Below are 22,012 nucleotides of genomic sequence, written 5' to 3'. Positions count from 1 at the left end.
AAAAGCGTTTGACTCCTCTGGTGTACTGCGCCAAGGGCGATCGCCAAAAGCCTCTGGAGTTAGAACCTGGGCGATCGCCCCATCTCTCCGCCGCGATTCTTGCCAAAATCACGCATTCAGAACCGAGGACAGGGCGCTGCGCTCCGTCGCCGGATAGTGCAGCACCATCACCGACACATCGGGCCGCCGCCGCGCGATCGCCTCCGGCTCCGCCCCCAGCGCGTGAACCCCCATAAAATTCGCCTGGGTGCTGGCCGTCAAAATCAGCAAGTCATCGGTGCGCAGTATTTTTACCAGCCGGCTAACCGCATTGCCCCGCACCCGCTGGATTGGGGTGTCGCTCTCCAGCCCAAAGTCCTCTAGATCGCGGTGCTCTCGCACCGACTGGGTTTGAGCAAAGACGATGTGTAAGGGGGCCTTGAGCTCTGTCGAGAGGGTCTTGGCTAGGGACAGCGTCTGCCGCAGGACTGGTGACGGCTCGACCGGCTCGGCGATCGCCAAGAAAATTCGCGTCGTGTTTTGCAGCGGCTGACAAAAGCGGCTGATCAGCACCGGCACACTCGCGCGGCTCACCACCTTGTCGATCACGCTGCCAAAGAAATTTTCTCGATAGTTCGAGTAGCCCTTCCAGCCGCAGATAATCAGGCTGGCGTTGCGCTCTTGGGCGCTGTGCAAAATGCCCTGCTCGATAGAGCTGTCGACCCGGCCAATGGTTTCGACCTGGGTGACCGCCGCGTGGGCCAGGGTTTCGGCCGTCGTCAGCAGCTGCGTCTGGCGAATCCGGTCTGCCTCACTGAGATTGTCGCCGCGATCTTGGAGAATGTGCAGAGGCAGCAGCGTCCCCTGGGCTACCTTCGCCAAGATCAGGGCCAGATTGAGCAAATTGTCCTCGGTGCTGGGATTCGCGACTGGCACCAGCACGCGATCGCCCAGCGGCAGCGTACTGCTGCTCACGGGAGTTGATCTTTCGGGCTTGAGCTGGCGACCCCAGCGATCGGTGATCCAGGGCGAAGCCACGCAAGTCACCAAAATCATTGCGATCGTGCCGTTCACCGTTGCTTGGTCCACCAGCTTGATGTCAAAGGCCACCGTGATCGCCGCCAGGGTCGAAGCCGCCTGGGCCACCGACAGTCCAAACATCACCATGATGCTGGGAAACTTGAAGCCAAAAAACTTGCCCGGTCCCCACGCCGCCGCAAACTTGCTGATCACCTCTGCCCCGATCATCACCCCTGCGATCGCCAGGGCCTGGGGCTGCTTGATCAAAATCAGCGGGTCCACCAGCATCCCCACCGAAATCAAGAAAATCGGCACAAACAGCGTATTGCCAATGAACTGAATCCGATTCATCAGCGGGCTGAGCTGGGGCACGATCTGGGCGATGGCAATCCCCGCCAAAAACGCTCCCACAATGGGCTCCACCCCGATCAGACTCGCAATGTAAGACACCACAAACAGCGTCGCCACCACAAAGGTAAACTCCGCCCCCTCATCGTGGCCGAAGCGCCGAAAAAACCACCGCCCCAGTCGCGGCACGCCCCACAGCGTTGCAAAGGTATAGATCGCCAGGGACGGAATCAACGTCAGCCAGAAGCCCAAGGTGAGGTTGCCCTGGTTGGCTCGCACCACCACCGCCAGCACCAGCAGCGCCAGCACGTTGGTGATCAAGGTCGCGCCCAGGGTAGCCGTCACGGCTTGGGCTCGCATGATGCCGAGCCGCGTTAGAATGGGCAGCGCCAGCAGCGTGTGGGAGGCGAAACAGGAGGCGACCAAGATGGATGCCAAAACGCTGTAGCCCATCAGGAGCATGGCCCCTGTCCCGATCACCATGGGCAGAGCAAAGGTGGCCAGCCCGAAAATGACGGCCTTGTCGGCGTTGTATTTGAGGTCGTCCAGGCTGGTCTCTAGGCCGGCCAAAAACATCAAAAACAGCAGGCCAACGGTGCCTAGCAGAACGATAGTGCTGTCGCGCTCGAGGACGCCTAGGCCTGACGGCCCGACCAGAACCCCGGCCAGAATCAGGCCCACAATCCCGGGCATCCGGAGCCGCTCAAACACCAAGGGGGCGATCAGCATGATCGCCATGATCATCAAAAAAATCAGAACAGGGTCGGTGATGGGCTGGCCAAGCTGGCCGATCACGGGAGTCGCAACCCAGGCTAGGCTGGGGGCCCCAGATAGGAAATCAAACAAAAGGTTCACGCTGTCTTCCTCGCATCGCTAGCATCTGCGGCGTCTGTCGATCGCGTGCCACAATGGAAAGCCGGATTGAGTCTGGAAAAGTGCGATCGCGCTTTCAGCGAGCATTATCCCAGCAGAATCTATTCCGGCAACAGGTTTTTCGGCGTGGTGCGGGCGAAAATGGGGCTGCGAATCTACGGTAACCGACAACTCAAAACCCTGCCGGGACAGATGACGCGGCCAACGCCAGCGCGAGTGCGGGAGGCACTGTTCAACATTTGGCAGGGCGACGTTGTGGGCTGCCGCTGGCTGGATCTGTGCGCGGGCAGCGGGGTAATGGGCGCGGAGGCCCTGTGTCGAGGGGCGATCGCCGCAGTGGGGATCGAGCAGTCGGGGCGCGCCTGTGCCATTGTGCGCGACAACTGGCGGCAGGTGGCCACCCCGGAGCAATCTTGGCGCGTGATCCAGGGAGATGTGGCCCAGCGCCTGCGCAGCTTGGCGGGTCAGCAGTTTGATCGCATTTATTTCGATCCGCCCTACGCCAGCGATCTCTATCAGCCGGTGCTAGGGGCGATCGCCCAGCATCAGCTCCTGGCTGCGGGCGGTGAACTGGCGGTGGAGCACAGCCCCCAGCGCCAAGACTTTCAAGCGAGTTCGGGGCTCGTCGTGTGCCGGGTCAAGCTCTACGGCAACACCGCGCTCACGTTCTTTCAGAATCCTGAAACCCCCTAAAAACAATCAAGAGCTGGGCCGTGGGGGCCGCAGCTCTTGGTACGGGGCGCGATCGCCAAATGCTAGAGGTTGAATTGATTGCCGCGACGGTACTGCTGGTAAGCCGCAACAAACAGCCCTGCCAGGGTGATAGGGATCAGGCCCAAAACAATGCCTGAGAGCAGAGGTTCTACCACGGGAGATCTCCTTGTGAACGATTGATCAACAGTTTGACATTGATTGTAGGACTTTGGATATCGCCTGCTCTCGTGCCGCTGCTGTGGGGGGATGAATCCTGCCGGTCTTGTGCTCGGCTCAGCGTCCTGACCGGTAACGCTGACCCTCGAAGAAAATGAGAGGAAAACTTAAGAAAATTTCAAACTTGTTAGACTGCTGTCATCTAGACAACAAAATACCGAGGGATTGCCCAAGAAACATCCCTAAAAACTTTTAAGCTATGTTATCAAATTAATAAGCTATGTTATCCGGCGTCGATCCCGAAAACTCCCGTCAGCCAAGGCATTAGTGCCCGCCCGTCTGAAACGCTCAAGCTTTGATTTGGATAACCATAGCTCCCTTGGCTGAGCGAAACTCTGATATTTCCAGTCCGTTGCTACTTTTTGGCCAGAAATTTGGATAATCAGCTTGCCAAAACCGATATTGAGCTGCCGATCCAGCGGATCGCGATCGCAGTCATTGCGATGGGGCTGGCGATCCTCTTAGGAATCTTCGGTTGGCAGCGATTTCAGGCCTCTGATCCATACATCCAAGCCGTGCTGACCTCGCCGGGAGATCCGGTGCAGGGGCACGCCATCTTTCAGATCAACTGTGCAGGCTGCCACGGCTTAGAAGCAGATGGTCGGATCGGCCCCAGCCTAAAAGAAATCTCGACTCGCAAGTCCCGTGTCAGCCTGATTCAGCAGGTGATCAGCGGCAAAACGCCCCCGATGCCGAAGTTTCAGCCCAGCCCCCAAACCATGGCTGACCTGCTGGAATATCTCGAAAAGCTTTAAGGAGCCCCGATCGGGTTTGCCCGTAGAGGCTCGCGAGGTTTGGGCAACCGTTCCTACGCGTTTGTGAACGGGGAATCTCCAGCCATACGCAAAGCGTTAGCTGGATGAGCGTCAAAGGCTGAACTGCTGAGCATAAAAGCGGGCGTAGCGATCGCCCTGCTCAATGAGTTCCTCGTGGGTGCCTGCTTCCACGATCTGGCCCTGCTCGATCACCAAGATGCGGTTGGCTCGCCGCACTGTCGCTAGACGGTGAGCGATGATAAACACCGTGCGATCGCGCATGAGCCGCTCAAGGGCTTCTTGGACGAGGGCTTCGGACTCCGAGTCGAGGGCCGAAGTCGCCTCATCGAGGATCAAGATGCGGGGATTGAGCAAAACGGCGCGGGCGATCGCCAATCGCTGACGCTGACCCCCCGAGAGATTCACGCCGCGCTCGCCCACCCAGGTCTGGTAGCCGCTGCTGAAAGCACTAATAAATTGATGTGCGTTGGCAATTTTGGCGGCCTCTTCCACGGCCTTTTGGTCAAAGTCCGCCTGACCAAAGGCGATATTTTGGGCAATACTGCCCGAAAACAGAATGGTTTCCTGGGGAACGATGCCAATTTGTCGCCGCAGGCTCTGGAGCGTCACCTGACGAATATCGACGCCATCAATCAAGATGGAGCCAGCCTCCGGATCATAAAAGCGCGGCAAAAGATTCACTAGGGTCGTCTTGCCTGCCCCAGACGCTCCGACTAGGGCGATCATTTCCCCCGGCTTCACCTGCAAGTTGAGATCCTGGAGCACTGGCTGATCCGCCTGATAGCCAAAGCGAACCCCCCGATATTCCACGCTGCCGCTGACGGTGCTGAGGGCGATCGCGTCGGGCGCTTCGATCACGGTAGGCTGCAGCTCCAGCAGCTCAAAGATCCGGTCCACCGAGGCCTCGGCCTGCTTGAACTCGTTGTAGTTGCTCGTGGTCAGGGAAATGGGGTCGATCAGCAGCGCCACGGCGGCAATGTAGCTGATGAACTCCGCCCCGGTCAGGTTGCCCTCCGAAATCTGCCAGCCCCCCAATAAAAAGAGCAGCAGCACGCTCATGGCCTCCAGGAAGCCCACCACGGGAAACTGAATTGCCTTGAGCTGCTCGGTGCGGTAGCGGGCGCGGCGGTTGCGCTCGGCCTCCTGGCCAAAGCGCTGGCCCATATAGTCCTCGGCGGCGAAGGCCTGAATCAGCCGCATGCCGCTAAACACCTCAGTGAGCAGGGATGCCAGGTCCGAGATGCGGTTCTGGCTGCGCTGGGAGACGACCCGCAGCTTTTCGCCAAACCAGCCGATCAAGCCCGCCATCAGCGGCGCAATAATCAGGGTGCCCAGGGTGAGCTGCCAGTTGAGATAGACCATGTAGCCCAGCACGACGATCAGCTGGAGCACGCAGGGAATGAACTGGTGAAAGACTTTGTTAATGACTTCGCCGATGCGATCGATGTCTTCGGTGAGGCGGTAGGACAGGTCGCCGACCTTCGCCGACTCGAAGTAGCTGAGGCTGAGACTCTGGAGGTGCCGGTAAACGCGGTTGCGCAGGTCAAGGGCGATCGCGAAGGCGGCCTTGGCCATCAGGGCATCCTGGCCGTACTGCACCAGGCCCCGTATCAGGAAAATCACCGCCCCGAGCGCCGCGAACTGGGCGATCGCCTCCACATTGCCCTCGCCGATGAAGCCGCCCACTCGCCCGGCGAGCCACGCCAAAATCGGCCAAAACACCGTGAAACCCAGGGTGCAGCTCAAGGCCTGAGCAATGGTGCTTTGGTGGGGTTTCAGGTAGGGAATGAGTCGTTGGTAGTTGGAGCGGATCTTCAAGGCGGCGCGTCCTGAACAAAGGGTTTCTCTGTTTGACGCTATCAGGTTCGCTCAAGTTTTAAACGCTTTTGGGGCGATCGCGCCTGTCCGCGGCCTCTGGCAAGATGAAGAAAATACCGAGGAATCACAATCGTGGGACCGATCAAAGGCCGCAAAATCTGGAGTGTCAAAGTCTGGCTGGGAATCCTCTGTGCCCTTTGGGCGCTCACCTGGAGCGTGCCCGGGGCGATCGCCGCTGACCTGGATCTCGGCGCAAAAGTCTTTGAGGTGCACTGCGTCGGCTGTCACCTCAAGGGCGGCAACATCGTGCGGCGCGGCAAAACTCTCCAGCTCCGAGCTCTCCAGCGCAACGGCGTCGACACCCAGGAGGCGATCGCCGATCTGGTCACCCACGGCAAAAACAACATGTCTGCCTACGGCGATCGCCTCACCCCCGAAGAAATCCAGGCCGTATCCGCCTACGTCCTCGATCGCGCCCAGACCGGCTGGCGCTAGGACTGGCCCTAATACCGGCCCGCCAGCCCCCCAAAATGCCCAAAAAAACTGGCAAGGGAAACGCGTCCTTTGCCAGGGTACAGGGTGAAAATTTTTAGATGCGTTCAGTGACGTTTCAGGGGTCCAGCCTTATGCTCTGTTTCTACAGGGCTGGCTGGCCTGATTCCGGGCGATCGCCCCAAACTCGCGATCGACGCCCCTAATCTTCGCGCTCCGACTCACTGCGATGACCCAGCAACCGGTCCAGCATTCCCAGGGCGTCTGAGCGCGACTGTCCGGTGTTTTGCTCGTGGCGCTGCCAAAATGCTCCCCACCAGCTCCCAGGCTGCTGCTTCGAGCCGTCGTACTCCGTCGGGCGGCCCGTCTCGCCCTCTACCACTAGGCTCCCGACATAGTCGGCATCGGCATAGACCCGATCAATCTGAGCCCTGATCTCTTTCAAATCTTTCTCCGAGACCACGCCATTGCTGGTGCCCTTGTAGAACTGCACCGTCACCCGAATCGGGAAGCGCGGATCCCGCTCGATGGGCTGATTGTCGATCTCTGTGAAGGGACCCTCCACCGCACCGTGGCCAATCACCGCCGCCTCCACGTCGCTGGGGCCGCGGGTGCCCATCGACTCAGCTGCCAAGGGCGCTGCCATCGGCACCCCAGTGTTGAACTGGGAATAGTCAGGTTCGCGGTACTTGAGCGGCACCTGGATCAGCATCACCATATTCAGCCCCTCAGCGCTAGAAGAGGCCGTCGAGCTACCCTCGTTCCCGCTAGCTTCGAAATCGCTGATCCGCTGCCCCGTGAGACTGGCCCGCTCACCATTTTTGTTAAAGAAAAGCCGCTGTCCCCAGGTTCGGCCCGCGGCGAAGCCGTCTCGCTGGTTGTCGATGATCGTGACGCTGCTGCCTTCCCGCGTCGCCAAGATCGTCAGCACTGCCGGATTGCCCGCCGAAGACTGATAGTTGAAAAGAACGGGGTTGAATTCGGCAATGCCGCCCTTCGGAATCGGCAAAAAGCAGGCCTGGGCGCTGACTAGGGCATGGGTGTCGCGGTCTGCTAGCAGCGAGGTTTCGCGGCCTTTCCAGGAATTCGGTTCGCTCAGGTAGGACCGGAGGTTGCCCAGGAGTTCGCGCAGCGACACGCGCCGGAGGTCTTTCCCTTTTTCGTTGCCGACCAGGACAAAGAACTGATCCAGGGGCACGTCAGCCGACACGTCTGCAAAGTTGGGATGACGAATCACGGGCATGAGGCTGAGGTCGTAGGCGCCGGTGCGGGGATCGCGCTGCTGGACCTGGATGCTCATGTCGCTGATGTTGGGGCCAACGCTGGAGTTTTTGTAGCGTCCGGTGTCTTCCCAGGTGATGTTGAGAATATTGAGACCAAGGCGCTGGGCCAGAGCCTGAGCCTGGGGGTCTGCGGCCATGGCGACCGTCCGCTCGACGACTTGGCGATAGGCTGCGTAGGCGGCTTGGCCAGGGGACGAAGAACGCGGGGTGCTCATGGGCTGAGTGTTCTCGACGGCAGGAGAGGCTGCGGGCTGGATGCCCCAGGGGAGATCGCTCGCATTGACACTCTGCCAGGGCTGGGTGACGGCAATACTGAGGCTAGTAAGACACAGGAGGGTGAAGAGGGCCGGACGCATGATGGCAGTCTCCAAGACAGCAGAAGGCGAGAGTTCAGGACGATGGGCGATCGCTCTCAAGTTCCTTCTTCACTTTAAAGCTCCGGAATTACCGATTAGCTTGGGTTGCAGTTTTGGTAACCAAACGCACCCATCGAGCGATCGCCCGATGCCTAGCCCCCCAGGATTTCGTAGGTTTCAACCTCCAAAACAGGACCAATCATGGCCAAGGTCATGATGTCTTGGCGCACCTTGCCCCGGACTTTGGCGGTGATCCCCGCTTGTAGCAGGTCTTTTGGGGTGTTGCTGTGGAGCTCGTAGGTTTCGGCGTCGCTGACGAGGGCCCAGGCGCCCATGCCAAAGCCCTTGCGATCGATGGTGCCGGAGACTTCGATGGTCATGCGATCGCGTCCTCGGTGCGCAGAGCCAATCGGGCCAAGCCCAGACACAGCAGGGCGTTGATCCCCAAAAAGAGACGAGCGCCTAGGCCGCTACCCAGCCACATCAGGCTAGGGGCGATCGCCGCACTGGTAGCCAGACACACGCTGATCCCCAGGGCCGTGCCGATGGCGAACCAGCGGGCCTGGGGATGGCCCAGCAGCAGCAGGATCAAAAACCCTGGGATCAAGACGCTGGCAAAAATCGGATTCAGGGCGCTGGTGCCCTGAATGGCATTGCCCAGCTCGGGGATCGAGCTGCCCATCACCCGGAAAGGCCACTGGGGCGCATCAAATAGATACAGGCCCCGCAGGAAAAAGAGACCCGAGCTACCCGCGACCAATCCGCTGGCCATGCCCCAGCTCCACCGGAAGGGGAAGTAGCGCCGCAGAATCCAGGCCAGCAGATAGGAGCCCAGAACCATGGCGATTTTGGGGGCGATCGCCACTGCGCCACCATCGATCCAGAAGCGGGGATTGAGATAGCCGTTATCCCGCAGCCATCGGAAGAAATCTCGCGGCGAAATTTGCTGCTGACCCGCCAGCTTCACCGCTGCGCCCACGTCTAGCTGGCCCGCGCCGTAGTGGTTCAGGGGATCGCTGGTCACGGCCCGCGCCGACTCCTTCAGCACGCTGAGGACTTCATCGGGGTTCTCGACCCCCATGGCTTTCACCAGCGCCGCTGCTCCCGCCACGTGGGGCGCGGCCATGCTGGTGCCCTCAAAGGAGGCAAAAACCGCATTGCCCGTCTGGGGATCGATCGTGTTCTGCAAAATGCCGCCCAGATCGCCATCTTGCTTGGAGCCGCCCGGAGCCGCCAGATCCACCCCTGCCCCGAAGTTGGAGTAGGGGGCTTTGGCGCCGGTCGCGTCTAGGGCTGACACGCCGATCACGTGGGGATAGCGAGCGGGATAGCCCGCTGCGTTCTGACTGGCGTTGCCAGCGGCGGCGACGATCACGACCCCTTTGCTGTGGGCGTAGTCGATGGCTTCGGCCATCAGCTGGCTCTCGCCCGGGCCGCCCAGGCTCATATTGATCACGCTGGCCCCATTGTCCGCCGCAAAGCGAATTGCTTCGGCAATGTCAGCCACGGAGCCCCCACCGCTAGCCCCCAGGACTTTCAGCGGCATGATGCGGGCGCTGTAGGCGATCCCGGCGACGCCGTAGCCGTTGTTGGTGGCTTGGGCGATCGTGCCAGCGACGTGGGTACCGTGGCCGCTGTCGTCGTTGGCCTGGGCGCGATCGTTGACGAAGTCGTAGCCCTCGACAAATTCAGTGTCTTCGAGGTCGGGGACGCGGCTGACGCCGGTGTCGATGATGGCGACGGTGACGCCGTCTCCCTGGGTCTCATCCCAGGCGGCCTCGACGTTGATGCTGCGCAGGTTCCACTGCTTGTCGTAGTCAGGGTCATTCGGGACCGCGAGGGCCTGGTACTGATAGTTGGGCTCGATGTATTCCAGGTAAGGCTTGAGGTCGGACTGGCGCAGCGTCTTGAGCAAAGCGCGATCGCCCGTCACGATGTAGATATTGTCGCTCGTTGAAAAGGCGCTGTTGAGCTGAGGCGTCTTGCCGTAGCGCTGGCTGAGGGTGTCGAGCACCTCGCCAATTTCTGCTGCCCGGTCTTCCCGGAAATCCAAGATGAGGCTGTCGTAGGTGCCTCGATGGGCCAATCCTGAATAGTTTCCCAGAGCCCAGCCAAGCCCCAAGAAGAAGAGGAGGACCAGAACCAATTTCTTCATGTCGACGTGCCCGTATCCGGCAAGGTTGTTCACCACCATAGCCCAGGACTTTGGGAGCTCGCCCCCGTATTGCAGGCTAGTTACCTGAACCTTGGCTACGGAGGGCTGTCGGGATGGGGCGCTCTATGAGACGATGGTGCCGTTCCTCGGCAAGGATTGAGAAGGGGCATGGAGCGAGGTCTTCTGTGGCTGCCGCTGCTGGCGGTGTTTTTTTGGCTGGCGTGGTCGGGCTGGAACGAGTATCAAAAGGTCGAGGCCTATCGGCGCTGGGCGGCGGACTATGACAAGGCCAAGTACGATCTCTACGCAGTGCTGGGCCAGCAGGGCGATCAGCTCACCTGGGGGCTGCCGACGCGCCAAGGCCCGGTGAATCTCCAGCAGGTGTCCTTGGGAGAGGTGCGCGAGATCCGGCTCCAGGTGGACGGCCAGCCCGTTGCCGCCGAGAGCCTGCCCCAGAAAGCCCGCAAGATCGCCCTGGAGCTGGTTTTGGAGCGATCGCCCGCCGCATCGGTCTTGGTGCCGTTCACAGACCTAGAGATGGCCGGCCAGTGGGCTGCTTATCTAGAGCGAGAGCGATCGAAGTTTGCGGGCGATCGCCCCTAGTGTGCTCCAGCCCTTGCCGTACAATAATTCCTGCTTTGCACCAGCAGCGGAGCGTCTCCAGCTTTGCCGACTGCCGGAGCAATTAGCCACCCCCATTTCTAGAGCCACGCTTAAATTTTCCGGGTATCTCCTGTGTCCTGCGAAAGAATTTGAATTATCCGCAGTGGTTCAGAAACCGGTAGCGTGGTCTAAAGTGATGCTGGACGGCAAAGGCTCTAGGGCCAGCACGTGACAGCGCGTGTCTCAACAAAACTCCCTATCGCAGAGAGCTTAGGATGGCTAGTGGTATCGCTTCAGTTTCTCGAACAGAGTTAGCGCAGCGCCGTCAGCAGCTCCGGCGTCAGCGGCAGGTCCGGCGCCTACAAACTGGGTGGCGCTTCCTGGCCATTTGCGGGCTAGCAGGCGGCCTCCTGTGGGTGATCACCCTGCCAGCCTGGGTCATCCGCAAGCCAGAGCAGGTGCAAATCGAAGGCCATCAGCGCCTCTCGCCCCAAACGGTCCGCACCCTGCTGCCCTTGAATTATCCTGAATCCCTGCTGCGCCTCGAGCCCCAAGAGATTGCCGACCAGCTCAAGGCCAAGCCGCCCATTGCCGACGCGATCGTGACCCGCCAGCTCCTGCCGCCGAGCCTCACGGTGCAAATCCAGGAGCGCCAGCCTGTCGCGATCGCCCAGTCCACTCCCCAGAGCTCGAGCAGTGCCTCATCCGGCCTCCTCGACGCCGATGGAACGTGGATGCCCTTAGAGAGTTTTACCGCTCTAGAACAATCGTTCCAAAAACCCGCCTTGGTCGTCATTGGCGACTGGTCGCAGTACCATACCGATTGGTCTGCGCTCTATGAGTCCGTGCGGCGATCGCCCCTCAAAGTCTCAGAAATTGATTGGCGCGATCCGAGCAATTTAATTCTCAAGACCGACCTGGGGATCGTTCACTTTGGTTCCTATAATTCGAGATTTGACGAAAAGCTCCAAGCCCTCGATCGCATGCGTCAGCTTCCCAAGCAGCTCGATCTTAAGCAAATTGACTACATCAATATCACCAATCCAGAATCGCCCCTCGTGCAAACAAAACAAGGGAAAAACTAGCAAATACTGCGCTCAAGGGCTGGTCAAATTTGTGACCTTAAAGCCATTAGAAAGTCCCTTGAAGACGACCCAGAGATTTTTCTAATCTTGCCTTCTAAGCTTCCCAATCCCATGAACCATTTCCTTGGATTTGTTGACCGCCTTACCCTATAGTTGACTAGAAGTTGACGGAAGCTCGCGAAGCTTAAGAAAGTTGTTTATATAACATTTCCAACCCTAATGACATCTGATAGTAAACTAGGGCTTGATCATGAAAACGCCCACCCCCAAGCGCAATCTACCTTTTCGCTGCCAGTGGATAACAATACGACCTCAAATCCGTTTGGTAACGCAGGGCTGAGCACCAGCACGCCCCACAGCCGAGGCGATCTTCCGCGTGAAGATCCCAGAGGTCGTGATATTGTGCCGAGCAGCATCGCCAGAATCAAGGTAATTGGCGTTGGTGGCGGTGGTTGCAATGCCGTCAACCGCATGATCGCCAGTGAAGTGTCTGGGGTGGAATTTTGGTCCATCAACACCGATGCCCAGGCCCTCACCAATGTGCCCCGGGCGTCCCAGCACCTCCAGATCGGCCAAAAGCTGACCCGAGGTCTCGGGGCCGGTGGAAACCCTGCCATTGGCCAAAAAGCAGCCGAAGAGTCCCGCGATGAGCTAGCTGCCGCCATCGAAGGCGCAGACTTGGTGTTCATCACCGCTGGTATGGGCGGCGGTACCGGCACGGGCGCAGCGCCTGTGGTGGCCGAGGTCGCCAAGGAAGCCGGAGCCCTGACCGTCGGCGTTGTGACGCGTCCCTTTACCTTTGAGGGTCGACGCCGGACCAACCAGGCCGAAGAAGGAACCGCCGCCCTCCAGGGCCGCGTAGACACGCTGATCATCATCCCCAATGACAAGCTGCTGTCGGTGATCTCTGAGCAGACGCCGGTGCAGGAGGCTTTTCGGGTTGCCGATGACATTCTGCGCCAAGGGGTTCAGGGGATCTCAGACATCATTACGATCCCCGGCTTGGTGAACGTGGACTTTGCCGACGTGCGGGCCGTAATGGCCGACGCGGGCTCGGCGCTCATGGGCATTGGCGTGGGCTCCGGTAAGTCTCGAGCCCGAGAAGCCGCGATGGCGGCGATCGCCTCTCCGCTCCTTGAGTCCTCCATCGACGGTGCTAAAGGCGTTGTCTTCAACATCACGGGTGGCCACGATCTCACCCTCCACGAAGTCAACTCCGCCGCTGAAATCATCTACGAAGTGGTGGATCCCAACGCCAACATCATCTTTGGCGCGGTGATCGACGAACGCATGCAGGGAGAAATCCGCATCACGGTGATCGCGACGGGCTTTTCGGGCGAGGTGCCTCAGCAACCGCCCGCAGCTCGCGTGACCCCGGTCAAGCGACCTGTGACGCCGCCGCCTCCAACTTCCTCACCCGCTGCGGACCCCCGATCGGCGAAGCCCTCTGTGGGCGGTCTCGATATTCCCGAATTTCTGCAGCGTCGGCGGCCCAACCGCTAGGCAGTCTTGACCAGCGCGGACAGATCGAGCGTCTCCCCGGGGGCCGGGGTTTGCAGACGCGTTGAAGCGCAGTGCTGAGCAAGCAGCGCTTCGAATTCGGCGAGGCTGCCCACCGAGCGAATCACCTTGGGCAGGAGACCGCTGGCGTTGATTTCGCCGTGGGTGGTCGGAACGTACACTTGGGGCCGCAGGGCTTGGGCCAGGGCGAGGGCCTGCTGGGGACCCATGATGACTTCGCCCAAAAGCGGAAAAATTTGCCCGATCACCGGGGCGATCGCGACATCGACGCGACCGACCTTTTCGGCAATGCCTGTTTCGGGCCGAAACTGGTGCGGCTCGTAGTACAGACGGGTGCGCTGCCGAGTGTCTTCCAGGACATAGCCATTTTCGAGCTGACCCTGAATGGATGCGCCCGGCACCGCCAGCACGCTGACGTCACCCAGGGCGTAACTTTCCCAAGGGGACAGGGCCTGGACCTGCTGGTAGCCCAGCTTGCGGGCTACTTTGGCGGCGCTGGGGGACGCAAGGACGGGGATGCTGCGATCGAGGCGCTCGAGGGTGGGAATGTGGCAGTGATCATCGAGGCCCTGGGAGAGCAAAATGGCGTCGATGGGGGGCAGGGTCTGGGGCGTGAAGGCCGGGGCCTGCCGGTGGTAGGCGGTAAACAGAAACGGAATCCCGTAGAACACCATGGGGTCCACCAGCCACGGATCGACCAGCAGCGTGCGATCGCCGATCCGAAAAATCCAGCTGTTGAGGTCGATGAAGGTAAGCTGCATACTAGGTTGCAAGATTTCTTGAGGGTCTCTTGTTCCCCACCATACCGCCTTCGCCGGTTTCCCGTGGGGCTGCCCTGTTGCTAGTGGCTCGACGTGGATATTGACGATGACCGATCAAGCGCAAATTCCGGTGGCATTGACGATCGCAGGCTCGGATAGCGGGGGGGGAGCTGGCATTCAGGCAGATTTGCAGACCTTTGCCTTTCACTGTGTCCACGGCACCAGCGCGCTGACCTGCGTGACGGCCCAAAACACCGTAGGCGTCACGCGGGTCGATGCCCTGCCAGCGGTGGCGGTGGCGGCTCAGATCGAGGCCGTGGTCAGCGACATTGGGGTGCAGGCGGCCAAGACGGGAATGCTGCTGAACCAAGAGATCATTGCGGCGGTGGCTCAGCAGGTAACGCAGTGGGGGATCCGATCGCTGGTGGTGGACCCGGTGATGGTGTCGCGGACCGGGGCGCAGCTGATCGACGATGGGGCGATCGCCACTCTGCGGACCGACCTGATTCCCCAGGCGACCCTGGTTACCCCCAACCGCTACGAAGCGCAGATCCTGAGCGGCCTGACCCTGGAAACCCTGAGCGATATGCAGGCGGCGGCGGAGATGATTTGGCAAAAGAGCGGCGGTCCGGCGGTCCTGGTGAAGGGAGGCGGGATGCCGGGAGCGCTGCGGGGCATTGACGTGTGGTTCGATGGGCAGCAGATGGAAACGCTGACGACGGAGTGCGTGGACACGCCCCACACCCACGGGACGGGCTGTACCCTCTCGGCGGCGATCGCCGCGAATCTGGCCCTGGGCAAAACGCCCCTAGAGGCCGTGCGCGACGCCAAAACCTACGTGACAACGGCGCTCCACCACGCTTTGGCCCTGGGCCGTGGCCAAGGACCGGTGGGACACTTTTTCCCGCTGCTGCGCTCCGCTAGCAGCCCCAAAGGCTAGACACAGAAAAATTGGGACAGGCGATCGCCTGTCCCAAAACAAAACCTGAAACCTTGACTAATCGACGCGCTCTAGCTGCCAGAGAATTTGGTTGCCTTCTCGGCGCACGCGCGATACAACCCAGTTGCGCCAGACCCAGTTGTCGCCTCGACTGGTCACGGCACTGGCATTGACGTCCATCAGATCGGCCAGCTCTGAGCTGCTGATCAAGTAGCCCTGCTTGGCAATCTCATCGGCCATATGCAAGGTCTCAACTAGGTTGCGAAGTTGTGTAACTCGCACCTCACGCGGGACACTGTCCAGGCTGTCCTGATTTGTCGCGGCTGTAGATTCGACCATAGGAGTTTCGATGATAGGAGGGGCAGCGAGATTACTTATGGATTCTACCGAGTTGTCATTTTTCCTGTCGGTTGCCACAGAACTTCTGGGTGCGATTTCGGAGGATTGGCGCAAGTTGGGTGCTTTCCCTTGAGCAAAAACGCGGGCGATCGCGTCGCAGCGCTCGTTATCTTTGTTACCTGCATGGCCCCGCACGTAGTGCCAGCTGACCTTGGAGCTGTTGAGCCGATCCAAGGTCTCCCAGAGGTCTTGGTTGAGAACGGCGCTGCCGGTGCTGGTTTTCCAGCCTTTGCGCTTCCAGCCCGCCAGCCATTGGGTGACGCCCTTTTTGACGTACTCGCTGTCGGTGTGCAGCGCGATGGGTTCGCTTTGGGGGCGATCGCGCAAAAATTCGAGAGCCGCGATCGCTGCCTGCATCTCCATGCGGTTATTGGTGGTTTGGGCCTCGTGGCCGCCCAGTTCCTGGACCGTACCATCAGCAAAATTCACGACGACCCCCCAGCCCCCCGGGCCAGGATTGCCAGAGCAAGCGCCATCGGTGTAAATCGTCGTAATCAGGGCTCCCATGCCATCTCTCCACGCAACGAGTCCCTAGGCTAGCAGATTCCCCAGGGACTCCTGGGGCCGTTGACAGCGTTTATTCGGCGGGCGTGTCCGGCGCGTCCTGGGGCAGATTGGCGGCGGATTCTGCCTCGGCCTGGGCCTCGGCGTAGGCCTGGCGGCTGGCGCGGCCCTCGATCTCTTCGAGCAAGAAGTCTTTGATGGCGACGAGATCGTTGCGGAAGGGCTGCACCGCCAGCACTTGGTCGAAGCTGGCCAGGGACTCTTCGTAACGCTTGAGCTTGAGCAGGGCTTGGCCGCGCTGCTCCCAGATCAAGACGGCGTTCGGCTGGAGGTTCAGGGCGCGATCCCAGGCGGCGACGGCCTCTTCGAGGTCCTGGAGCTGGTGCATAACGTTGCCGTAGCCGAGCCAGACCTCGTAGCGCTGGGGGGCCAGGGAAACCACCTGGGTGTAGCCCTGGAGGGCTTCTTGGAGGCGCTTGAGGGCGACGAGCACCACGCAACGGTTGATTTGGGCTTCTAGGTAGTCGGGTTTGAGGGCGAGGGCCTGGTCGTAGCTGGCCAGGGCGTCTTCGTTGCGATCGAGGTTGCGCAGGGCAATGCCGCGGTTGGACCAGGTGTCGTGGGCGTCAGGGGCGATCGCCAGGGCCTGGTCGTAGCTGGCCAGGGCTTCGGTGTAGCGGCCTGAGGAGGCGAGGGCGACGCCGCGATTGGCCCAGGCTTGGTAAAAGTCGGGTTTGAGGGCGATCGCCTCATCCCACGCCTCGATGGCTTTGACCACCGAGCCCTGCTGGTACAGCTCATTGCCAGCCGTAAACAGCGCCTCAATGGCGTCGGTCATGGGCACAGACTCCGCCAGGGGAGTCTGCTGCTGGGCCAAGATGCGCTGGCCCAGGACTTTGGCCGCGTCACCCAGGGCGCTGGGGTCCGCCTCTGCATACTTCAGCAGGCGCGCGGCCAGGTTGTAGTCGGGGGAGCTGGCCAGGACGCGATCGCCGTAGCGCTGGAGCCAGGCCACCCAGCGCTCTGTATTGCCGCGATCGCCCATCTGGGCAAAAAACTTCTGCACGCGGGGCTGATTCCAGCCCTGGAGGACGCCCTCGGTCACCTGGTCAAACAGCAGCTCATGGTCGGCATCGCTCAGGGGCGGCAAGGCAGCCTCAGACTCGGTTTCAGAAGAAGGGCCGGTGTCGCCACCGCGCCAGCGTTGCCAGAGATGTTTGAGCATGGCTGTTTTGAAGCGTGTGAATGGGCCGTCCCTTCTAGGATGCCCCAGGGCGCGCAGATGCTGTCGGCAAGGTGCCGAGGAATTTTGGGGCCAGAGCCAGCGCGCGATCGCCCCGTGAGTCGGCCTTTTGGGACCTTTCTTGCGACCCTGGCCCCGCCTGCGAGAGTTCCCCTCCGCCCAAAAATCCAGTTACTCTGGTGAGTGGCACGCTGACTTTAGCTAACGCAGAGGAATTTAGAGGCATGACGGCAACCGTCGCTCAACAAAAATACGAAATTAAAGACATTAATCTCGCTCCCGGCGGGCGGCAGCGCATTGAGTGGGCGGGTCGGGAAATGCCGGTTCTGCGGCAAATTCGCGATCGCTTTGCCCAAGAAAAGCCCTTTGAGGGCCTCCGCCTGGTCGCTTGCTGCCACGTCACCACCGAAACCGCTCACCTCGCGATCGCCCTCAAGGCCGGTGGTGCCGACGCCGTCCTGATCGCCAGCAACCCCCTGTCTACCCAAGACGACGTTGCGGCTAGTCTGGTCGCCGATCACGGCATCCCCGTCTACGCCATCAAAGGCGAAGACGCCGAAACCTACAACCGCCACGTTCAGATCGCCCTCGACCACCGCCCCAACATCATCATCGATGATGGCAGCGACGTCGTCGCGACCTTGATCCAGGAGCGCCAAGACCAGCTCGCCGACATCATCGGCACCACCGAAGAAACCACCACCGGCATCGTCCGTCTGCGGGCCATGTTCAAAGATGGCGTTCTGACCTTCCCCGCCATGAACGTCAACGACGCTGACACCAAGCACTTCTTTGACAACCGCTACGGCACCGGCCAGTCCACCCTCGACGGCATCATTCGCGCCACCAACCTGCTGCTGGCGGGCAAAACCGTCGTGGTGGCCGGCTACGGCTGGTGCGGCAAGGGCACCGCTCTGCGGGCGCGCGGCCTCGGTGCGAACGTCATCGTGACCGAAATCGACCCCGTCCGCTCCATCGAAGCAGTCATGGACGGCTTCCGCGTGATGCCCATGACCGAAGCGGCTGCCCACGGCGATCTCTTCATCACCGTCACCGGCAACAAGCACGTGATTCGCCGCGAGCACTTCGAGAACATGAAGGACGGCGCTATCGTGTGCAACTCGGGTCACTTCGACATCGAGATCGACCTCAAGTCCCTTGAGTCCATGGCCACTGAGGTCAAGGAAGTGCGCAACTTCACCCAGCAGTACTGCCTGTCCAACGGCAAGTCTGTGATCGTCTTGGGCGAAGGCCGCCTGATCAACCTGGCCGCGGCTGAAGGCCACCCCAGCGCGGTGATGGACATGAGCTTTGCTAACCAAGCCCTCGCGTGCGAGTACCTGGTGAAGAACAAGGCAACCCTGGAGCCCGGTCTCCACTCCATCCCGACGGAAGTCGACCAAGAGATCGCTCGCCTGAAGCTGGTGGCGATGGGCATCAACATCGATACCCTGACCGATGAGCAAGTCGAGTACATGAACTCCTGGACCTCGGGCACCTAAGGGACCCCTGATCCGAGCGATCGCCAGGACGAAGCGCCTGAAAGCGATCGCGGCTACTGACCGCTCGGCGTAGCCAGCGGCCTAAATAGATGCCGATATCGCAAAGCGCGCGTTCCTTCAGGAACGCGCGCTTTTGCTGTGAGCCTTGGCAAAATCTTTGCTAGGGGTGATGACCCGGGAAGGCTGGGACGACACACTGGGGTCAGCAGTGCTAGGAATGGGAGAAATCTGTGGCGATTACCGACTGGGTGATTCAGACCATCGAGGCCTTGGGCTACGGCGGCATTGCGGGGCTGATGTTTTTAGAAAATCTATTCCCGCCCATTCCGTCGGAGCTGATCATGCCCCTGGCTGGCTTCACGGTGTCCCAGGGAGAAATGCGCTTTGGCTGGGTGGTGGCGATGGGCACGCTGGGGACGGTGCTGGGAACCCTGCCGTGGTACGCCCTGGGGCGCTGGCTGGGGAGCGATCGCCTCAAGGCCCTGGCCGATCGCTACGGTCGCTGGATCACCCTGTCGAGCGAAGACATTACCCGCTCCGAGCGCTGGTTTGCCAAGCGAGGGGCGATCGCCGTTTTGTTGTGTCGCCTGGTTCCCGGGATTCGCACCTGGATTTCGGTACCGGCAGGAACCTACGCCATGTCCCTGCCGATATTTTTGCTGTACTCCACGGTGGGCACGCTGCTGTGGGTGGCGCTGCTGACCTACGCGGGCTTCGTGCTGGGCAGCAACTACGACCAAGTCAAGGCCATCTTGTCCCCGATTTCTCGGGGTCTGGCGATCGCCCTGCCCCTGCTGCTGATTGGCTGGATCTGGCGGCGCTACCAGCGCCAGTCTTCTCGCTAGAGATTTCTAAGTGCCCAGCATTTGCAGCTTGTAGAGGCTGGCGTAGAGGCCGTCCTGGGCCAAAAGATCTTCGTGGCGGCCCGACTCCACTAGCTGGCCCCGCTTGAGCACCAAGATCCGATCGACGTTGCGAATCGTCGAGAGGCGGTGGGCAATGATGATCGCCGTGCGGCCCTCGAGCAGGTTCTCCAGCGCCTCTTGGACCAGGGCTTCGGTGCCGACGTCCAGGCTGGCGGTCGCCTCATCGAGGATCAGCACGCGCGGATTGCGGATGGCGACGCGGGCAAAGGCCAGAAGCTGCTTTTGGCCGCCGGAGAGGTTGGTGCCGCGCTCCCGCAGCAGGGTGTCGTAGCCGTAGGGCAGCTGCTCAATAAAAGACGCAACGTTGGTCTTTTCGGCAGCATCCCGAATCTGCTCCAGGGTGTAGGTCTCGCCGAGGGAAATATTGCTCTTGACGTCGCCCGCAAACAGGAAGCTCTCCTGCAAAATCACGCCCATGTGGCGGCGCAGGTCCTCCTGGGTGAGGTGCCGAATGTCCACGCCGTCCACGAGAATGCGGCCTTCCTTGGCCTCATACAGTCGGCACAGCAGCCGAATGATGGAGCTTTTGCCAGCGCCGGTGGGGCCGACGAGGGCGACTTTTTCCCCGGGCCGGATCACGAAGTCGAGGTCCTTGAGGACGTACTCGCCCGGCTTGTAGTAGAAAGAAACTTTTTCGAAGCGAATTTCCCCCACGCGATCGCCCGGCGTATAGGCGGGTAAGGACTGGGGCTGCTCGGGGTCGCGGATCTCGACCGGCTCTGCCAGGATGTCGCGAATGCGCTCGACAGCGGTGAAGCCCGCCTGGAGCATGGTGAACTTCTCCGCGAAGCGCCGCAGGGGGTCAAACAGCCGCTGAGCGTAGAGAATAAAGGCCGACAGGGTGCCGAAACTCAGGGTGTCTCCCATGACCATGGCACCGCCACCCCACAGCACAACGGCGATCGCCACCAGCGCCACCCACTCCAGGGTCGCCGAGATCGCTGAGTCGTGGAAAATCGTCTGATCGACCTCTTCGATGTAGCGCTGGTTGGTCTGGCGAAACAGCTCCGAGTTGAAGCGCTCTCGCCGGAACAGCTGGACAATATTGATCCCGACAATGTTTTCTTGCAGGTTGGAGTTGAGGGCTGACAGCTCCTCCCGGGCCGCGTAGTTGGCGATGCGATACTTGCGCTGGAAATAGATAATCAGGGCGCTGGTCGGAATCAGCATCAGCACCAGCATCAGCGCCAGCTGCCACTGCAGCAGGAACATCGTCACCGCGATCACCAAGATCGAAAACAGATCGCTAATGATGCCGATCGCCCCGGTCGAAAAGACGTCCCCCAGCGCCTCCACATCACTCGTCAACCGCGTGATCATCCGTCCCACGGGCGTGCGATCGAAAAAGCTCATCGCCAGGGACGTCACGTGGTGAAACAGGTCATTGCGGATGTCCGCCGTGATCTGCTGACCCACTTTCTGCACCAGATAGCCCTGAAAGCCCTGCAACAGCAGCCGCAGTACCACCGTGAACATCAGGATGCCGCTGACGATGGTGAGGCTCTCATTGAGAGGGCGGCTTTGCAGAAAGGCGTAGACCTCCTCTTGGCGAATCAGCGAGATGGCCTGGCCAATCAAAATCGGCTGTACAGCGCCCGCTAGCGCCAGCGGCACCAGCAGCACCATGGAAATGGTGAGCAGCCGCCCGTGACGGCGGGCGTAGGGCACAAGGCGCAGAAATAAGCGCCAATCATTCTCGCGCGGTGGCCGTTTGGTCAGCGGCTCGGCCAGGGAGGGTGCAGCCATGCAGGTTCAAGAAAACGGTAATGGGGACAACAAAATGCGTCCTTCCCACTGTAGCGAAGGACGCTAAGGCTGGGGCGAGCTTTCGCGGCCTAGGCGGCGGCGAGGGTCAGCTCCCGCAGCTGCTCGACCCAGGCGTTCATGTTGTCGGGGTTGAGGCGGTAGCTGAGGGGATGGGCGATCAGGCGGGCGGTGCTGTCAAAGAGAATGTCGGTTTCGATCAGGCCGTTTTCTTGGAGGGTGCGGCCAGTGGACACCAAATCCACGATCGCCTCGGACATGCCGGTGATCGGCCCGAGCTCCACGGAGCCGGAGAGGGGCACGATTTCCACGGGCAGATCCAGGCTCTCAAAGTATTCTTGGGCGCAGTGGACAAACTTGGAGGCGACGCGGCCGTGCACCGGGATCTCTAGGGCGGAGCGGTAGGGGCTGGAGGCTTTGACGGCGACGGAGAGGCGGCAGTAGCCAAATTTGAGGTCGATGACCTGGGCGACGTTGGGCGACTTTTCTTTGAGAACGTCGTAGCCTACGATGCCGAGCTGAGCCTGGCCGTATTCGACGTAGACCGGAACGTCCTGGGCCCGCACGAGGAGGGCTTTGGCTTGACCGGTGGGGTCGGTGATCTGTAGCTGGCGGTTGCCTGACTCCAGGAAGGTGCTGAAGTCGAGGCCAATCTGTTGGAAGAGGCGAATGCTGTCTTTGAGCAGGGCACCTTTGGGGAGGGCGATGGTAATCATGGTGGTGGATCGGCGGCC

The 22,012-nt window shown here is 60.8% G+C and carries 20 protein-coding genes; 9 read left to right on the top strand and 11 right to left on the bottom strand.

What is annotated here, in order from left to right; genetic code table 11:
• Positions 1 to 108: 108 nt before the first annotated feature.
• A complete protein-coding gene (locus GEI7407_RS18795) occupies positions 109 to 2,091 on the bottom strand; it encodes a cation:proton antiporter (protein WP_081587370.1) in 1,983 nt (660 codons plus the stop codon).
• A 270-nt stretch (positions 2,092 to 2,361) separates the two neighbouring features.
• Between GEI7407_RS18795 and rsmD the strand changes: the two genes are divergently transcribed.
• Positions 2,362 to 2,913, top strand: a complete 552-nt coding sequence (gene rsmD / locus GEI7407_RS18790; protein WP_015173800.1) for a 16S rRNA (guanine(966)-N(2))-methyltransferase RsmD — start codon at positions 2,362 to 2,364, stop codon at positions 2,911 to 2,913.
• Between the two features lie 62 nt (positions 2,914 to 2,975).
• On the opposite strand, the gene petG is transcribed toward rsmD, so the two are convergent.
• Positions 2,976 to 3,089 (bottom strand): cytochrome b6-f complex subunit V, encoded by a 114-nt coding sequence (gene petG, locus GEI7407_RS18785; RefSeq protein ID WP_041268530.1) that lies wholly within the window; start codon positions 3,087 to 3,089, stop codon positions 2,976 to 2,978.
• A gap of 435 nt (positions 3,090 to 3,524) precedes the next feature.
• On the opposite strand from petG, the gene GEI7407_RS18780 reads away from it, so the two are divergent.
• Complete coding sequence (locus GEI7407_RS18780) at positions 3,525 to 3,905, top strand: cytochrome c (RefSeq protein ID WP_015173799.1); 381 nt, start codon at positions 3,525 to 3,527, stop codon at positions 3,903 to 3,905.
• Between the two features lie 111 nt (positions 3,906 to 4,016).
• Here GEI7407_RS18780 and GEI7407_RS18775 read toward each other — a convergent pair whose 3' ends face one another.
• Entirely contained in the window at positions 4,017 to 5,744 is a 1,728-nt protein-coding gene (locus tag GEI7407_RS18775) for an ABC transporter ATP-binding protein (protein ID WP_015173798.1), read from the bottom strand.
• A gap of 132 nt (positions 5,745 to 5,876) precedes the next feature.
• Between GEI7407_RS18775 and GEI7407_RS18770 the strand changes: the two genes are divergently transcribed.
• Positions 5,877 to 6,239: a c-type cytochrome gene (locus GEI7407_RS18770; RefSeq protein ID WP_015173797.1), complete on the top strand. Its 363-nt coding sequence runs from the start codon at positions 5,877 to 5,879 to the stop codon at positions 6,237 to 6,239.
• Between the two features lie 199 nt (positions 6,240 to 6,438).
• On the opposite strand, the gene GEI7407_RS18765 is transcribed toward GEI7407_RS18770, so the two are convergent.
• The 3 genes from GEI7407_RS18765 to GEI7407_RS18755 form a co-directional block, all read right to left on the bottom strand.
• Positions 6,439 to 7,875: a hypothetical protein gene (locus GEI7407_RS18765; protein WP_015173796.1), complete on the bottom strand. Its 1,437-nt coding sequence runs from the start codon at positions 7,873 to 7,875 to the stop codon at positions 6,439 to 6,441.
• 152 nt (positions 7,876 to 8,027) lie between these two features.
• Positions 8,028 to 8,255: a hypothetical protein gene (locus GEI7407_RS18760; protein WP_015173795.1), complete on the bottom strand. Its 228-nt coding sequence runs from the start codon at positions 8,253 to 8,255 to the stop codon at positions 8,028 to 8,030.
• Positions 8,252 to 10,030, bottom strand: a complete 1,779-nt coding sequence (locus tag GEI7407_RS18755) for a S8 family peptidase (protein ID WP_041269259.1) — start codon at positions 10,028 to 10,030, stop codon at positions 8,252 to 8,254. Before GEI7407_RS18755 ends, GEI7407_RS18760 begins: the two co-directional genes overlap by 4 nt.
• A gap of 168 nt (positions 10,031 to 10,198) precedes the next feature.
• Here GEI7407_RS18755 and GEI7407_RS18750 point away from each other — a divergent pair, with 168 nt between their 5' ends.
• The 3 genes from GEI7407_RS18750 (at position 10,199) to ftsZ (ending at position 13,221) form a co-directional block, all read left to right on the top strand.
• Entirely contained in the window at positions 10,199 to 10,633 is a 435-nt protein-coding gene (locus tag GEI7407_RS18750) for a hypothetical protein (protein ID WP_015173793.1), read from the top strand.
• Positions 10,634 to 10,908: 275 nt separating this feature from the next.
• Positions 10,909 to 11,718 carry a cell division protein FtsQ/DivIB gene (locus GEI7407_RS18745; protein ID WP_015173792.1) on the top strand — a complete coding sequence of 270 codons (810 nt, stop codon included), beginning with the start codon at positions 10,909 to 10,911 and terminating at the stop codon, positions 11,716 to 11,718.
• Positions 11,719 to 11,937: 219 nt separating this feature from the next.
• Positions 11,938 to 13,221, top strand: a complete 1,284-nt coding sequence (gene ftsZ, locus GEI7407_RS18740; protein ID WP_015173791.1) for a cell division protein FtsZ — start codon at positions 11,938 to 11,940, stop codon at positions 13,219 to 13,221.
• On the opposite strand, the gene GEI7407_RS18735 is transcribed toward ftsZ, so the two are convergent.
• Positions 13,218 to 14,000, bottom strand: a complete 783-nt coding sequence (locus tag GEI7407_RS18735; protein WP_015173790.1) for an MBL fold metallo-hydrolase — start codon at positions 13,998 to 14,000, stop codon at positions 13,218 to 13,220. The two genes, ftsZ and GEI7407_RS18735, sit on opposite strands and share 4 nt — an antisense overlap.
• 106 nt (positions 14,001 to 14,106) lie before the next feature.
• Between GEI7407_RS18735 and thiD the strand changes: the two genes are divergently transcribed.
• The gene (gene thiD / locus GEI7407_RS18730; protein WP_015173789.1) at positions 14,107 to 14,940 is read left to right on the top strand and encodes a bifunctional hydroxymethylpyrimidine kinase/phosphomethylpyrimidine kinase; all 834 of its coding nucleotides are present in this window, start codon (positions 14,107 to 14,109) and stop codon (positions 14,938 to 14,940) included.
• A 57-nt stretch (positions 14,941 to 14,997) separates the two neighbouring features.
• On the opposite strand, the gene rnhA is transcribed toward thiD, so the two are convergent.
• Both rnhA and GEI7407_RS19790 read right to left on the bottom strand, forming a co-directional pair.
• Positions 14,998 to 15,846, bottom strand: coding sequence for a ribonuclease HI (gene rnhA, locus GEI7407_RS18725; RefSeq protein ID WP_015173788.1), 849 nt, complete (start codon positions 15,844 to 15,846; stop codon positions 14,998 to 15,000).
• A 70-nt stretch (positions 15,847 to 15,916) separates the two neighbouring features.
• Entirely contained in the window at positions 15,917 to 17,068 is a 1,152-nt protein-coding gene (locus tag GEI7407_RS19790; protein ID WP_015173787.1) for a tetratricopeptide repeat protein, read from the bottom strand.
• A gap of 242 nt (positions 17,069 to 17,310) precedes the next feature.
• On the opposite strand from GEI7407_RS19790, the gene ahcY reads away from it, so the two are divergent.
• Both ahcY and GEI7407_RS18710 read left to right on the top strand, forming a co-directional pair.
• Positions 17,311 to 18,588, top strand: a complete 1,278-nt coding sequence (ahcY, locus tag GEI7407_RS18715) for an adenosylhomocysteinase (protein ID WP_015173786.1) — start codon at positions 17,311 to 17,313, stop codon at positions 18,586 to 18,588.
• Positions 18,589 to 18,824: 236 nt separating this feature from the next.
• A complete protein-coding gene (locus GEI7407_RS18710; protein ID WP_041269257.1) occupies positions 18,825 to 19,433 on the top strand; it encodes a DedA family protein in 609 nt (202 codons plus the stop codon).
• Positions 19,434 to 19,439: 6 nt separating this feature from the next.
• Here GEI7407_RS18710 and GEI7407_RS18705 read toward each other — a convergent pair whose 3' ends face one another.
• Both GEI7407_RS18705 and hisG read right to left on the bottom strand, forming a co-directional pair.
• Complete coding sequence (locus tag GEI7407_RS18705; RefSeq protein ID WP_015173784.1) at positions 19,440 to 21,260, bottom strand: ABC transporter ATP-binding protein; 1,821 nt, start codon at positions 21,258 to 21,260, stop codon at positions 19,440 to 19,442.
• Positions 21,261 to 21,349: 89 nt separating this feature from the next.
• Positions 21,350 to 21,994, bottom strand: coding sequence for an ATP phosphoribosyltransferase (gene hisG, locus GEI7407_RS18700; RefSeq protein ID WP_041269255.1), 645 nt, complete (start codon positions 21,992 to 21,994; stop codon positions 21,350 to 21,352).
• Positions 21,995 to 22,012: the final 18 nt, after the last annotated feature.

Source organism: Geitlerinema sp. PCC 7407, assembly GCF_000317045.1.
Classification (GTDB): Bacteria; Cyanobacteriota; Cyanobacteriia; order PCC-7407; family PCC-7407; genus PCC-7407.
The sequence above is the reverse complement of the archived record's forward strand: the minus strand, read 5'-3'. Positions and strand labels throughout refer to the sequence as shown.